The organism is Marinomonas sp. SBI8L, assembly GCF_001624705.1.
Classification (GTDB): Bacteria; Pseudomonadota; Gammaproteobacteria; order Pseudomonadales; family Marinomonadaceae; genus Marinomonas.
The window spans coordinates 161,383-175,980 of the sequence record NZ_JSEO01000010.1; the positions used below are offsets into that span (position 1 = coordinate 161,383).

The window sequence follows — 14,598 nt, forward strand, 5'->3', positions numbered from 1 at the left end:
AAACTTATCTAAAAAAGATAATTAACACCTAGCATAGCACCATCATTGATGCGGTCAGAGGTAAAATTATCCTGCCACAAGTTTTCATAGTAATACTTAGCAAACAGGTTTAATTGTGGTGAGAATTGATGATTTATTCCTAACTCATAACCAGATTCGGTAATCACACCTTCATTCCAATCAAAGGCAAGAAACTCAGGTCGAAAGCTAAAGCCAATTATCATTGAAGTTGATTCGTTGAAACTCTCATAAAAGCTTAACGCGAACTCTATCCCTGTTCTTTCATAACTACCAGCTTTGGTCTGATTAATACCTAAGTGCAAATCAGCACCCACAGTATCATTAATCGGCGAACTGTATTTCAAACCACGAATACCAATGGCAGTCATAGTTGCGGTTTCTGATGCTGTCATATCATATTCAGTACGAGAGAAATACAAACCCGCAAACCCCATACTTTGCTCTTTTTGGAAATCCATACCGATTTCAACATGACTCATATCAGGGCCATAACCTATCTCTAACAAGAAATCAGGTTGATAAAAACCCGTTTCTGTCTCTACCTCATCAATACTTAAAAAGGTGCCTTCAGCCTGCGCTGTGACACTAAAAGATAAGCACAAAAAACCACTAACAGCGCCCAATAAAAGCGACTTAAAACGAGGTAAAACAAGAGCTTTCAAACTAATTTCCTTGTGATGATAAAGCAGAATTAAATAACGAAAACAGACCATAACACTGGCATTAGCAAACCGCAAAAGCCAAACAAAGAGAGCAAGTTAGTATGACAATAACTTTACCCTCTTTACGCCTATTGCTTAGGGCGTTGGAATATCATCACGTTTATGGCGAGTTTTTAAATAGTTAGCCAAGATAGTTTCTTCTGCTTTAGCATTCACTTCACGACCTTCTAAAAAGTCATCAATCTCATCATAAGTAACACCTAAAGACACCTCGTCTAATAATTGAGGTCTATCATCTTCGAGGTCGGCTGTTGGCGCTTTACCATGAACCGAAGCAGGTGCACCCAGAGTTTGTGCTAACAACCTAACTTGGCGTTTATTAAGGCCAAACAAAGGTGCAAGGTCACAGGCACCGTCGCCATGCTTGGTATAAAAGCCTGAGATGTTTTCCGCGCTGTGATCAGTACCAGGTACTAAGCCATTATACATGCCTGCCACTTCATACTGTGCAATCATGCGCATACGTGCTTTAGAGTTTCCTTTGGTGAAGTCTCGCTTGAAGTCACTCGGCGCTTCCATACCAGCCTCAACCACACTTGCCATCACAGACTCATGAATACCATCTGTACCAGACTTAATATTAATTGCTAAGGAGATATCTGGTTTAATAAAGCTAAGCGCCAGCTGCGCGTCGTCTTCATCTGCCTGAACACCGTAAGGTAACCTAACAGCAATAAACTTATATTCGTCACCCAATTCTTCACAAGCTAACTGGCATAAACGACCGCATAAAGACGAATCAACACCACCACTAATACCTAGCACGAGTACTTTCATACCAGATGCTTTAAGTGTGTCTTTAATAAAGTTTACACGTCGACTTATCTCTTGATCCGGATCAATGCTAGGTTGAACACGCATCTCTGCCACTATTTGCTGCTTTAAGGCTTCCATTAATCTGTCCTGTTCATGGTTAATTCAGATTCTTCAAACTCACTAAAACAAAGCATTTATCGGGCCACACTTATCCACCAGATAATCTTTTACTAAAGCTTGTGCTTAGGGAGTGTATGAAAATAATATGACGCTATTTTAAAAGTGATAGTGAATGGGTGCAAACGCCTATTTGTCTGAGGAAGAACTAAATTCCCCCTTGAGCAAATGCATTAACCCAGATAAAGTGCTCATTCCTTTATTTTATGGTGTTTTGAGTTAAGCCTATGTCTAAAATTATCCTACTCGTGATCATAGTTGCCCTTGCCTTTTTATGGTTTAACAAGAGCAAGAAAAATAAACAACTGGCCATAGAAAATGCCAGTGCTGGTAGTGCTTTTTTAGCTGAAAATGCAAAAGACCCAGATGTTGTAACAACAGATTCAGGCCTACAATTTAAAATCTTGCAACAAGGCACAGGTGATGTGCACCCAAATGCCACAGACCAAGTAAAAGTGCACTATCATGGCACCTTAGTTGATGGCCGTATTTTTGATAGTTCAGTCGATCGTGGAGAGCCAATTTCATTTGGTTTAAATCAGGTGATCAAAGGCTGGACTGAAGGGGTACAACTTATGGTCGTTGGTGAAAAGCGTCGCTTATTTATTCCAAGCGAACTTGCCTATGGCCAAAGCTCAGCCGGTATTATCACACCAGGTTCCACCCTAATTTTTGATGTTGAATTACTTGAAATTAACTAAATAAAGTATCAAGAAAAAAGCCATCACTTGATTATAAGTGATGGCTTTTAAGTTTTAATTCTCGTTTTAAATCTTTGGCATTTTTCATACGCCAGCATGGGGCTTATTAGCCATTTATTAATATACCAACAACTTGGAAATTGAGTGTCAGTGGATTCAAGCTCTTAGCATTATCAATTGTTACATGCGCTCTGGTATTTGGAGATTGAAAATGTCCCTCTCCTAAACTACTCATACCTAACGAACTAAAGCCTGCGATGATATGCCAACTACCTTCTAGCCCAACTGAATCAGAATGAGACTGACATAAAGCTTTAATATCATTTGCAGCTAAAGCGTAATCCATTGTTTCCATTGTGATATTTTGCTGGTTGAAGTCATATATGGCCATAGACCAAACTATCTCTGCAATACCATCGTCACTGTCCAGCTTAGTAATTTCAGCCATCAAATTTGGCTGATCATTTACAATTAAAAGTTCCTTTTTATAGCCTGACACCAACATACTTCATTCCTACTAAAAATCTTATCCGCTTATTAAACCAGATATAAGCAATAAAAAAACAGAGATAAACCAACAATAAGAAAAATAAATAAGGAAGAGCCATAAATAAACTGCATTAAACCGAAATTCAGAAGAGTTAGTTCTCAACAGGATGGAGAATTAGACCTCACTTAGCTTAGCCATGGTCCAATGAAACCTTAGTAAAACACACAAATAGACACCTATAATATGCAGCGTTTAAATTGTTATTGGACCTTATCGCTTAAGGAACCTACGAATAACTCCTCCCGCCTCAGCGTGTGAATAAAAACCGCTAGATTTATGGCGAGGAGCGCAACTTAATAGTTATTCTATTAATAAGATTCTCAACATAAAGATAGGTTTTTTAGACCACGCCCTTCGGGTCTTTGAAGAATACCTAAACGGCATTTCAGAGAAAGTAACACCCTGTGTTGTCACTTCTCGAAAGGTACCTACATTACGTCAAAGTAACGCCTTGTGTGACACTTTTCCTGAAAAGACTGAGAAGAGGTGACTTAATCGCAGGTTCCTTAATATTCAGGAAAATAACGAGATAGGATTTTTTGATATTGGCCACTCTCTTTAATAGCCACTAGACTGTCTTTTAACGTTTGAATTAACACAGGGTCGCTTTCAGGGTGCATAGCAAGATAGAGCTCCTCAGATAAGTCATCTATCCTAAGTACTCGTTCAATCAGATCAAGATCCAACCCAGCCTCCTTCACCTGATAAGGAAGAGATGCCTCATCATAAGCAATTAATTCCATGCGTCCATAAATCAGCATACGCACAACAAATTGATCAGCATTTGCGACTTCTAAGTGCTTAAAGCCACGGTTTTCCAAATACATTTTTATGGCATCTTCCTGAGACACACCAATTTTATGCGATCTAGCTTCGTCAAATGAATGAATATGTAAATCTGTATTCGACTTTAACTTATAAAAAGAGGTTCTATAGGGCGCGATGGTTCCCAACCAAGCAAACATGGATTCACGTTCAGGAATACGAGCAATAGAATAAATTAAAGTATTAGGTTCAAGCTGAGCCGTTCTATAAGCTCGCGGCCAAGGAAGGAACTCAATATCAGCATCAAGATTTGCGTGTTCAAGCACAGCTAACACCACTTCGCTCGAAACACCTTCTGCCTTGTCTTTAACTTCAAAATTATAAGGCGGGAAATTCTCAGTAACGATTCTTAATTCTAAATGAGGGTCAGCACGAGCAAAATTGCTCAACAAGATGAGTAAAAGAGATAACAAACGCAAGTGCATGTAATTTAGCCCCTCTCAAAAACTGTCGATGCTCTCCTCACACCTTTAGCCTAGTTGTGTCATTTAAATAATGCGATCCCTAGCATTAGTACACTTTATCAAAGTGCCATTCTGCCCTAACTAATCAAGTTTTCATATGTTGTTAGCATAGCGGAGAAGCACAACCTTTGCTCTTGCTTCTCCGTAATAAGCAGCCCCTCATACACAATTCATCTAGCTATTTAAGGGTAAAAAATACCCAACTCAAATTCAAAAAGCTCTACTCCCCTTTTAACGACAAAGCTCCGCCCTAAGGCTAAAGCATCCAAAAGCCGCATATCTCGCAATGACAAAAGCCACTCGCTCATGTGAGAGATAATCAACCAGATCGGCTTCAGCTTCTTCTAAGCAAGTTAACTTGGCATCTAGTATTCGCTCATCTTTAGAGTAGGCTTTTAGAACAAATGGGCCAGAAAAATAACCTACCTTATCATCATTCAAATTTGATAGGGTCAAATCTCCAGTGTCTTCATTACTCGCATTCGCTAGTACAAATATTGGCCCATATTCCTTATAAGGACCCGATACATTAAAAGGACAATAACTTGCTAAAATTAACTTCTCTCCAGCTTTAGCACGCCTAAATACATCTCGACATGGCTCGCCACCAGAAGCCGTTATTATCTCAACCGCTTGGTTTTGATCATCCAACCCTTCAACCCTAACTTTATCTAAAAACTCAGGCTTAATTGGTTTTATTTGATACTTCATCTTTAACCACTCATCGTTGTTACTATCATTCAAACAAATAAGTGATCATTAATAACTGAGTCTTTAAGGCAAAACATCCAGATATTGTTTTTGTATTTTAGAAGCAAAATTTGACTTTATTTGACCACATAAAACTATAAATTTTGAATTTTTTGATATAAGCAGTAAGGATAGAGAGATAGTTTTGTCATTATTTTGATTGATAACAATTTAATTTATTAATAATCTCTTTTGCCAATTAAGAGTGAGTGATGAATGACAGCATTTTTGTCTCACTCTCTCCTAAATTGATTGTTAATTTTTTAAAGGATGTTTTTCAAGGATGAGAAAAGCCATATTCATTGCTATGACTTTTATACTAACTGCTTGTGGAGGCAGCTCAGAAACAAATAATAATGTTTCAGGATCGAACTTCACCTTAGGCTTCTCTTCCATTAAAAGTTTTGACTTTAGCTGGCAAGTTCAAAGTGGAGCAACTCACTACAAGCTATTAGAAAATAAAGACTCTAACTCTGGCTTTATCCAAGTAGGTACTGACATTTCAAGCAATACACTAAGCTATAGCCACTTAGTACCACTCTATTCAAGAATAAATGCCCAATATATTTTACAAAGTTGTAACGCAAGTGAGTGTATTGATTCTGACACACTATCGGTTAATAACGCCTTAACTGACAGCATTGGTTATGTAAAAGCAAGCAATACTGATATCGACGACAATTTTGGCAAAAGCTTATCTCTATCAGGTGATGGGCTGACATTAGCTGTTGGGGCTTATGCAGAAAATAGTAGCAGCACAGATATAAATGGAGACCAGACTGATAATACGTCAAACAACGCTGGAGCCGTCTATATCTTTGATAAAAGTTCATCTGGCAATTGGACTCAACACACTTATTTAAAAGCCAGTAACGCTGAAGCAGGAGATTTTTTTGGTTTTAGTGTAAGCCTAACAAGTGACGGTAATACACTCGCTGTTGGCGCCGTTTTAGAAGATAGCAGTTCAACAGGCATAAATAGCGACCAAATAAATAATGCCGCTATAGATTCAGGTGCCGTCTATCTTTACTCACGGGATAATAACAACGTATGGAGCCAACAAGCTTATATAAAAGCCAGCAATACAGACAGTGAAGACTATTTTGGTGAGAACCTTAAACTGTCTTCTGATGGAAGTACGTTAACTGTTAGTGCCTCTTCCGAAGACAGCAGTTCAACAGGTATTAATAATATACAAACCGATAATACAAGCTCTGATTCTGGCGCTGTTTTTGTCTTTACACGTGACTCAAATGATAACTGGAATCAGCAAGCTTACATAAAATCAAGCAACACTGGCTCAGGTGATTTATTTGGGAGCAGTGTGTCACTATCTAGCGACGGGGACTTACTAGCTGTTGGGGCTTTAGACGAAGACAGTGGTTCAACAGGCATTAATGGCGACCAAATGGATAATTCTACAGATGGATCAGGTGCCGTTTATATTTTCTCAAGAGATACTAATGCCTTATGGACACAACAAGCATATTTAAAAGCAAGCTTTAAAGATAGAATCAACCTCTTTGGAGATCATTTAGCACTTTCAGCAGATGCTAGTACACTCGCGGTTAGCTCACCTTATGAAGATAGTGATTCAATAGGCGTTAATGGTGACCAAACGAATAAAAATGCACTTTACTCTGGTGCTGTCTATATTTTCGCAAAGGACATGAGTAATAACTGGGAACAAGAAGCCTATATAAAAGCCAGTAACACCCAAGCTGACGATCAATTTGGTTATCACCTAGACATTTCTTCAGATGGAAATATTTTAGCTGTCTCGGCTATCAGTGAAAGCGGCAATACAGATGGGTTAAATGGAGATCAAAATGATAACTCTCAGAACAAGTCTGGTGCGGTTTATACCTTTGTGCGAAATGGCACTGTTTGGAGTCAACAAGCTTATTTAAAAGCAAGCAATACAGATAAAGATGACAAGTTTGGAGAAGCTGTCTCTCTAGCAGCAGATGGATCAATTTTAGCTGTCGGAGCCTATTTAGAAGACAGTAATGCGATAGGCATTAATGGAGACAAAACAAAAAACAATGCCAGTGCCTCTGGTGCAGTATACTTATACTAAAGAGGTAAAATTAATCCGAAATTAGTGAAGGTAAACTCACTCTAAAAGCTTTCTTAATCGTGTTATTTACATAACCTTCACTAGGACTAACTTATCAAAACGAGAAGATTAGGGAGAACCTTATCAATTGAATAAGGATTAAGTTTCGACCCAATCCATAAATCTAGAGACATTTCCACACACTGAGGCGGGAGGACTTATTCGCAGCGTCCTTAGTCCTATGTCACTAAAAATGTGATAGAGCCTAAAAATTAAAGAAAACCTGTTACACCCAACCTAAAATTCTATCTTTAATCTTAGCTCTAAAACTTGCTCTCACCTTATTGATAAGAGGCATGACATAAAACAAAACAAACTCATTCACTAAAAAGTGTTTAGTACTTTTTCTCAAAGACAAGTCACTTTCAAACCGACCTGTCTTAGAGCCTTGCCAAACTAAAGGCTTAACAGACCAAAAGATATTTAGTTCGACTTGCTCCCAACAGGCAGTCACAAATGCGTCCGCTGGATAATTAAAGGCTTCTTGTCGAGCCAAATAACCTTCTATCACACCACAAAGTTTTTCCGCCGCTAAAGGGCTCACCAAATAACCCGCCGCCCTTTTTGTGCCTTTCATTTTCACTAAGGTTTTATTTAAATACCAAATCGGCACATCATAGCTGCAATATTCAATATTGATGTAATAATTATCTTCTCCATCCAATGCGTTTAATAAGGTTTTACAATCACGCACAATCGAGGATTTAAAAGCGGCATCATCCTCAAGCACTAAACCATGAGTATCGCTATTCGAGATTCTTTTCAGCGCATCATAATGCTTCCAAAAGCAAGATTTCTCCGCTTTATTCCGAGATAAATGCAAATTATTAAATGGGGTATAACAACCATGATTAAAGTCTTTTGCAGGAAATGAATCGACCCAACTTAAATTATATTCATCTTCGATTTCACAGAGCTGCCTTTGAATATTAAGCATTCGGTTTTCATACTTATCGAGGCGTTCATGGATACAATAAATATTCATAAAATTAAAACCTAATATCAATTTTGACTCAGCACTAAAGCTGGCCAGATAATTCGAAATAGCGCTGTAAAAGTAAAATAGAAATAGCGTCTTCCACTTTAGGGTTTTGAAACTGCGCTATAAATTGATGGGCATTTTTTATGATCATTTCAGCCTGCTCAGGATGAGCAAGGTAGTAATCCATTTTTTCATCAAGATCTGAATAGTCTTCTTTAAGCTCCACATAATGCACGCCAGAAACTAACGTACCTTCCATAAACCAGGTTTCAAATTTAGGCTTAACCATGAAGCAAAGAGAGTTAGAGGACATGCTCCATTTCAAGCTAGTCGCAACATCATTGCCCTCTATAGATAGAATGAACTTATATTGCAGCTGTTCATCAATGGTTAATTTTTCTTTCTGCCAAACCACATCCTCGGTTGGTTTATTAGTTTGCCCAATCTCGCATCTAGGATGATCATGAAACGCCCTCATAAACTCTCTACGATGCTCTTGATAAGCGGCACCGCGCCAAACTAGCATGTCTTTTTTCTGGCGAAATGAGTAGGGATCATCAACAAACTGGAAATGCCTATGCTTATCTAGATTCATCAAAATGGCATGCTTATTATCCCCTTCAATAGGCCTAGCTTTAACGATATAAGGATAATCTTCTAAATACGTCTCATCGCCAAACCTATGATTAAACTTCAGATCACTCGAAAAATAATAAAGGTACTGCTTTAGGTCGTAATAATAAGCGCTCGGTTTTTCTTTTTTGAAATCACCAATCAACTTAGCATTATCAGGAGTAATAAAAGGTGTATTTTGTTTTAGATAATAACGAATACGCCTTTCAACCGTCTGAGTATTAGCATCACTTATTGCCATTAAACGCTTCTTTCTTTTTTTAAAGAAGTAGCAAGGAATGGATAGCCTTATAAAAGCCCCAGTATAAAACATCAGTTTAGATGTTTTATTATAAGAAGATGAAAAAAACATAAGTACCCAGAGAATAAATTTTATTGAAGCAGAATTCATTTCAAAACCACCTGGATAACTTAACATACTGATTTTAAATAATTTTATTAAAAAAATGTAATCTAAAAAGAAAACAGAATACTTAACTAAACAATAAACAATGAGCCAATTAAGATATAACCCATTGAAAAATAAAGATTTTATAAAATATCTTCATCAAAATCGAACATTAACTTTTTTTAATGTTAAGGTAAGATTAAATTTTTGTAATCTTTATAAAGCTAAAAATTAAGAATTAGCTTTATAATATTCAATTCGTTTATATTCATATTATTTTTTAATAAAAAATAAGCTATTAATGGATAGTGAATATTTTATATAAAAAGATAGTAAGTAACTTATATAAAAAGATAAAAAAGCTAATTAGAAGTAATTAGGACCGATTAGCTATAACGGTTCACACTCGAGACTTTCGGAAAGTCTCTGATACGGGTACAAAAAATCACACCTAAAGATGCGTAAACAATCTCAATTAGGAAACTATATTCTAAAGTAATAAAGCAAACCTATTTAGCTTGTCTATACTAAGCTCTAGACAAGCATATATTCACCTGATGGGAGACTAATGGATAAAACCAGACGCCTTTGGATTTCAAGGCTTATAAAAGGCAGTGGATGCGCAGCGTTATGTACAAACCATCCTTTGCTGACAGCCATTGAGTCGAGCTCTGAAGCTGATATTGCAATTCGAAACTCCGCTGAATACATAATGACTTATGCTTCCCCCTACGCAACTGATGCCTACAAATACTGCCCTCATATGCACCTTGAATTTAAAAAGAATATTGAAGAGATGTCTTCTGGCAGAATCTACGTTGATATCAAAGACAAAGGCATTTTAGGAACAGGTCATGAGCTAATGGCGAAAGTGGCAAGAGGCGCTATCTCAGCAGGATTAGTCTCAGTTTCCAACTTAACACCCGCAGCCCCCGAGCTCGATATTCTTAATATTCCATTTTGGTCCGCTAAAGACCAAGCTTACTTAAACCTTGTTACCTCAAATACTTGGAAAGAGCTCATTATTGATAGAGTAAAATCTCAAGGTAAATTAGATGTTTTATTCCATTACTTACCGGGGTCAAGAACAGCCAGCTCAACAATGAAATACGGTAAAGTCATCAGACGGCCCGACGAAGTTAAAGGCACCATCTTTCGTATACCTAATAGCAAGGCACTCAAAACCTTTTATGAACTAGCAGGCGCATCACCTGTCGATGTTGACTGGGTGAGCGTTGCTTCCATGGCCAAACATGGTCGGATTCAAGCATTAGACCCCAGCGTGATTGGCCTACATAACGGCCCTCGTGGTTTACGCCATCACGTTGGGAACATCTCACAAATTCAAAGTGTATATGACGGTTGGATAGCAGTAGTAAGCCAACAATGGTTTAACCGCTTACCTTTAGAATTAAAACTAGCACTCAAGGATGCTTCTGAAAAAACCTTTAGAGAACATTTAAGCAGTATCAGCCAAGTAAGAGCAAACTGTACAAATAGCTTCGAAGACTTAGGCGCTAGCATTTATGTCCCCACCCATGAAGAAAGAGAAGAATGGATTAGACGATGTGGACCGAATAACGAAACATGGACCGCAATCAAAAGAAATATATTAGGAGACGATAAAACTTTCCAAAAGCTCGTCGATGCCACAAAAACCAATAATGGTTATAGCATTACCTCTTTAAACAATTTAGAAGGTTATTCATACAGTTAAACGGTAAGGCTAGGCAGATTCGAACTTTGACCTCATCCATGTCAAAGTCAATTCAGAGCCGGAATAAACCTTTGAATCTAAAGGATTTTCGAGAATTTATTTCCAATTTTTTCTAGAAATCGTGCCCTTATAAATCAAGCACTTAGATGCAGAGTAGAAAACTCGTTTCCGAAGCTTTATTCTAGTTTACATTAGCACGTGAGTAAATAAAAAATACTTTGCACTGACGGCTTTCTATTAAGGAGAAGCCATCATTGAAACAACAAAAGAGACTAAGAGCAGCTCGTAGTGTCCTTTATCACTAAAGTAGGGTTTTGGCCCATAAGCTCATTAATTTGATAGCAAGTTATTTTATTAAGACCGCTAATATCCAACGTTTTCAACTTTTGTAATGAATATAAAGGGCTAATATCCTCAACTTCATTGTCGCTCAAATCTAACTCTTCTAAATCAGATAACTTAGCTAATGATGAGATATCCTCGATTTGGTTGTATTTCAAATTCAATTTAGTAAGGCCTACAAGCGATTCTAAAGCACTAATATCGGTAAGATTGTTAGTAGAAACATTTAGGTTTTTTAAACCCACCATTCCTTTTAGATCATCAATGTTATCCAACTTCATCGTATCTAAAAAAAGGGTCTCAAGTGACATTTTTGAAATATCAGACAGAGGTATATCTGAGCCATACAACTCAAGCTTAGTAACCGTGTTAAGAGTTTCTAGTTCCTGACTTCTAAAATTTGAATCTACATAATAAAGCTGCAAGCTTTCTAAAGTGTTCAAATTAGCAAGACTTGAAATATCCGTTACATCTGTTCCATTAAGAGCTAAGTCAGTTATATTTTCCAAGCGGCTAATACGCTGAATATCAGTATTCTTCGTATAATAAAGCGTTAATTTAGTTAAGTTTTTAAGGCTCTCTAAAACGCCATAGTCAGCAAAGTCCAACTGTTCTGTTCTACTGTGACCACCGAGCCAAACTTCTTCTAGACTTGTTAAATTCGTCAAAGGGCTAAAGTCAGTAATCATATTACCGTCCAGCATGATGGCTTCTAAAGTTGGGTACAAACTTACCCACTTTAAATCGCTTAAACTTGTATTAATTAAATCAAGTGTTTTTAAATTCGGAAAAGGAGAGTCAAAGTTTGATACTAATGCAAGATTATTTACCTCACGGTCCCTTATCCCAAGAAACTCTAACGAAGGTAATTGACTTAAAATATACAGGTCATGGTCTGTAAGAGGGTCACCAAAATCATCACTAAAAGTACGAAGTTCGAGAAATTGCTCTATCCCTACCAAAGTATCTAAAGCTCTAAAGCCACAATCCAAAGTAATCACCTCAGACATATATACCCAGCCCTCACTCCGAAGGTAGCCATCTAAACATTGCTGCAAACCAATGCCTTTCATTCTGCCTAAGTCAGAAATTTTAGGGTTAGGTAACAAGGCAAAACTCACCTCTTCACTCGTAACAACTTTATTGTTATGAATAACATCTAATGCAAAACTAAGATTAATTTCATGAATCGAATTTGGCAGCGTTATAGTGGCAGAAGTCTCATTCTTACCAGACTTAAAGCTTGCTTGAGGAGCGATCTTTCCAGTTTGCTTCCATTCATACGAAAACTGATTACTTTTGATATTTCCAATAGCAGCATTCAGGTTTAAATCTAAATTTGAATAAACAGGTAATACGCTATCTATCTTTACTGTTGGAATATCATCTAGAGGCAAATCAGTTGAACTACCAGAAGATGAGCTATCTGTCGCACTGCTGCTGGAACTATCATTTTCTGAAGAGCAGGCACTCAAAATACCAAAAACAATACAATACTGAACTAAGCGTAAAAACATCCATGTCACCTATAACCAACGCAATATTGCGTACAAAAAACAAGGTGAGATTTTATTTTTTAAGGTGAATACGATCTATTAGAGTTGGTATTAGATTTTTTAGTATTTAGTAACACTCAAGCCTTATACAGCACACCGCACTTCTGTAGTAACGAGAATTACCTGCAAACCAAGTATAGCAATCAATCAAATGACAAACAGTATTTAGCCTGCTTGTCTAAGTAAGAAAGCGCTTTAATGTTTATCTTGCTTGGACGCTCGTTAGCCTCTGATTTTACAGCTTTTATTGAAGAAGCCCACAGCCTATTCCTACTAAACACACAGAAAATGTGGACTTTTCTTTGAGTTATTCATCTGATCACACTCGTTTTTATTGTCTAAAAGTCACTACAAAAAATCCTTTGAGCAACTGGTATGGAAAGTTATATAAAGATAAAAAATGTCAACTTGTTAGACACTTAGCTATTACCCAAAGCACAATGTTAAGAATAGATAACGCCCCTTGAACAACTCAAACTTCTCACCTAGCTTTTTAAGACAGCAGTAAAAACATATGAACTAAAAAAAGAGAGTTACAATGAATACTCAAAAATTACTGTCGATGACAATCAATGAGTATGAAAACTTAGAAAGCCAGATAAGTTTCATCATAAGCTCCCACGAGCCTCAAAACAGTTTAAAAAATGTTGTCATACATAATTTAAATTTTTTTGATGACTGGCTAATGAATGACATCAATGAAAGCATAAAAACAGATCAAAACTACCTAAGATCGGTCTGGCTTCATTCTGAACTGATACATGAAGTAAAAAGCATACTAGAAGATGCTGAAAATAATTACACAGAGGCCGTGCACACCAGATTAGAAGAAAATAGTAAGTATAAAGTATTGTTTAAGAGACTATTATCGACATTAAAAAACTTGCAGGTCAGCCTAAACGACATCGAATAGAATAAGTTCTAGTAGGTTAGATCCCACCTTACCCAAAATCATTATTTTGCTGCTTGCCTAGCTTGTACATTAAATAAGTAAAATAAACCGTGTTGAAAGCAACAAAAATGAGGTTTGGCAAGTTGTCAGATATCGCACCGACTTGTACAAGTGTTAGCGGGATAGCGACAACAGCCATGCACATAAACAACATAGCCGGATACAGCCACCTATTTGTTTTAACCAATTTTGTCACGAATAAAACAGATACTCTTACCGCCAAAAGGGACAGTATCAAGAAAAATAGCTCGAGATACTCACTCTCAAATAACGCCATACATTGCCTTTTCGGTTGCCATAACAATAAACGTCAGATTTTAAACAGCATCATAGCAAAAGCCTAACACTTTATTAGGCTTTTCTAATATTCTAAATTACAGCCCTTATCGCCTGCTCTAAGCAGTCTTATCAATAAACTTTACTGTTCATGTGTGCGACGTGCAGGCGCTCTCTGGCGATGCCGTATAGTCTGGGGTTGGTTGTTTTGAGTGTTGGGAAGATGGCGTCTTCGAAGTCTCTTTTCATCGCAGTGGTGTGGGAGTGGATGAGTTTCATATTGTACTCATAGAACTCTATGCGGCGCTCCATTGAGGCGACGTATTCGCTTGTAGGGCTGTCTGCTCTGCCTAGGTACTCGCCTTCTAACGCGGTTTGGATAAAGATTAAGCCTTTCTCTAATTGTGCTGGGGTTGCCTCATCCAACTTACTTACACCTAGATAGTTATTCACCTCTTCGCCAATTTTAGCGCGCTCGACACTCATATGGTGTTTAGAGCGTTTATTGGCTAGCGCTAAGATATTCCCTTCTAGCAAGTTGGCCATGGTTCTCGTCGCTTCGTTTGCTTGGCTATGTTGGGTGGGGTCGATCGCTGGGCTTTCTATTGCTGGAGAATGCGAGTTAGTGGCTTTGAGTTGGCGTTCATATCTAACAAAGAGCCGATGA

General features: G+C 37.5%; 14 protein-coding genes. 4 read left to right on the plus strand and 10 right to left on the minus strand.

The features are described from left to right. Positions 1–8 precede the first annotated feature (8 nt). Both OA91_RS15900 and nadE read right to left on the minus strand, forming a co-directional pair. On the minus strand, positions 9–683 hold the full coding sequence (locus OA91_RS15900) for a hypothetical protein (RefSeq protein WP_063339984.1): 675 nt from the start codon (positions 681–683) through the stop codon (positions 9–11). A gap of 135 nt (positions 684–818) precedes the next feature. Further along, positions 819–1,637, minus strand: coding sequence for an ammonia-dependent NAD(+) synthetase (nadE, locus tag OA91_RS15905; protein WP_063339985.1), 819 nt, complete (start codon positions 1,635–1,637; stop codon positions 819–821). 266 nt (positions 1,638–1,903) lie between these two features. On the opposite strand from nadE, the gene OA91_RS15910 reads away from it, so the two are divergent. Then, positions 1,904–2,377, plus strand: coding sequence for an FKBP-type peptidyl-prolyl cis-trans isomerase (locus OA91_RS15910; RefSeq protein ID WP_046018894.1), 474 nt, complete (start codon positions 1,904–1,906; stop codon positions 2,375–2,377). 106 nt (positions 2,378–2,483) lie between these two features. Here the strand turns inward: OA91_RS15910 and OA91_RS15915 are convergent, their stop codons facing one another. From OA91_RS15915 to OA91_RS15925, 3 genes are all read right to left on the minus strand, one after another. Then, positions 2,484–2,882, minus strand: a complete 399-nt coding sequence (locus OA91_RS15915) for a hypothetical protein (RefSeq protein ID WP_063339986.1) — start codon at positions 2,880–2,882, stop codon at positions 2,484–2,486. 551 nt (positions 2,883–3,433) lie between these two features. Further along, positions 3,434–4,177 (minus strand): substrate-binding periplasmic protein, encoded by a 744-nt coding sequence (locus tag OA91_RS15920; RefSeq protein ID WP_063339987.1) that lies wholly within the window; start codon positions 4,175–4,177, stop codon positions 3,434–3,436. 270 nt (positions 4,178–4,447) lie between these two features. Then, the gene (locus tag OA91_RS15925) at positions 4,448–4,927 is read right to left on the minus strand and encodes a DUF1203 domain-containing protein (RefSeq protein ID WP_063339988.1); all 480 of its coding nucleotides are present in this window, start codon (positions 4,925–4,927) and stop codon (positions 4,448–4,450) included. 322 nt (positions 4,928–5,249) lie between these two features. Here OA91_RS15925 and OA91_RS15930 point away from each other — a divergent pair, with 322 nt between their 5' ends. Further along, positions 5,250–7,046 (plus strand): FG-GAP repeat protein, encoded by a 1,797-nt coding sequence (locus tag OA91_RS15930; protein ID WP_082827972.1) that lies wholly within the window; start codon positions 5,250–5,252, stop codon positions 7,044–7,046. 265 nt (positions 7,047–7,311) lie between these two features. Here the strand turns inward: OA91_RS15930 and OA91_RS15935 are convergent, their stop codons facing one another. Both OA91_RS15935 and OA91_RS15940 read right to left on the minus strand, forming a co-directional pair. Then, the gene (locus OA91_RS15935) at positions 7,312–8,070 is read right to left on the minus strand and encodes a hypothetical protein (RefSeq protein ID WP_063339989.1); all 759 of its coding nucleotides are present in this window, start codon (positions 8,068–8,070) and stop codon (positions 7,312–7,314) included. 34 nt (positions 8,071–8,104) lie between these two features. Continuing rightward, positions 8,105–8,941, minus strand: coding sequence for a glycosyl transferase family 90 (locus OA91_RS15940; RefSeq protein WP_197477827.1), 837 nt, complete (start codon positions 8,939–8,941; stop codon positions 8,105–8,107). Between the two features lie 715 nt (positions 8,942–9,656). Between OA91_RS15940 and OA91_RS15945 the strand changes: the two genes are divergently transcribed. Further along, on the plus strand, positions 9,657–10,805 hold the full coding sequence (locus tag OA91_RS15945) for a TRAP transporter substrate-binding protein (RefSeq protein WP_063339990.1): 1,149 nt from the start codon (positions 9,657–9,659) through the stop codon (positions 10,803–10,805). 272 nt (positions 10,806–11,077) lie between these two features. Here OA91_RS15945 and OA91_RS15950 read toward each other — a convergent pair whose 3' ends face one another. After that, positions 11,078–12,664 (minus strand): leucine-rich repeat domain-containing protein, encoded by a 1,587-nt coding sequence (locus OA91_RS15950; protein WP_063339991.1) that lies wholly within the window; start codon positions 12,662–12,664, stop codon positions 11,078–11,080. Between the two features lie 577 nt (positions 12,665–13,241). Here OA91_RS15950 and OA91_RS15955 point away from each other — a divergent pair. Next, positions 13,242–13,616 (plus strand): hypothetical protein, encoded by a 375-nt coding sequence (locus tag OA91_RS15955; protein ID WP_063339992.1) that lies wholly within the window; start codon positions 13,242–13,244, stop codon positions 13,614–13,616. 28 nt (positions 13,617–13,644) lie between these two features. Here the strand turns inward: OA91_RS15955 and OA91_RS15960 are convergent, their stop codons facing one another. After that, positions 13,645–13,932: a hypothetical protein gene (locus tag OA91_RS15960; RefSeq protein WP_063339993.1), complete on the minus strand. Its 288-nt coding sequence runs from the start codon at positions 13,930–13,932 to the stop codon at positions 13,645–13,647. 131 nt (positions 13,933–14,063) lie between these two features. Beyond that, positions 14,064–14,477 (minus strand): hypothetical protein, encoded by a 414-nt coding sequence (locus OA91_RS15965; protein ID WP_063339994.1) that lies wholly within the window; start codon positions 14,475–14,477, stop codon positions 14,064–14,066. Between the last annotated feature and the right edge of the window lie 121 nt (positions 14,478–14,598).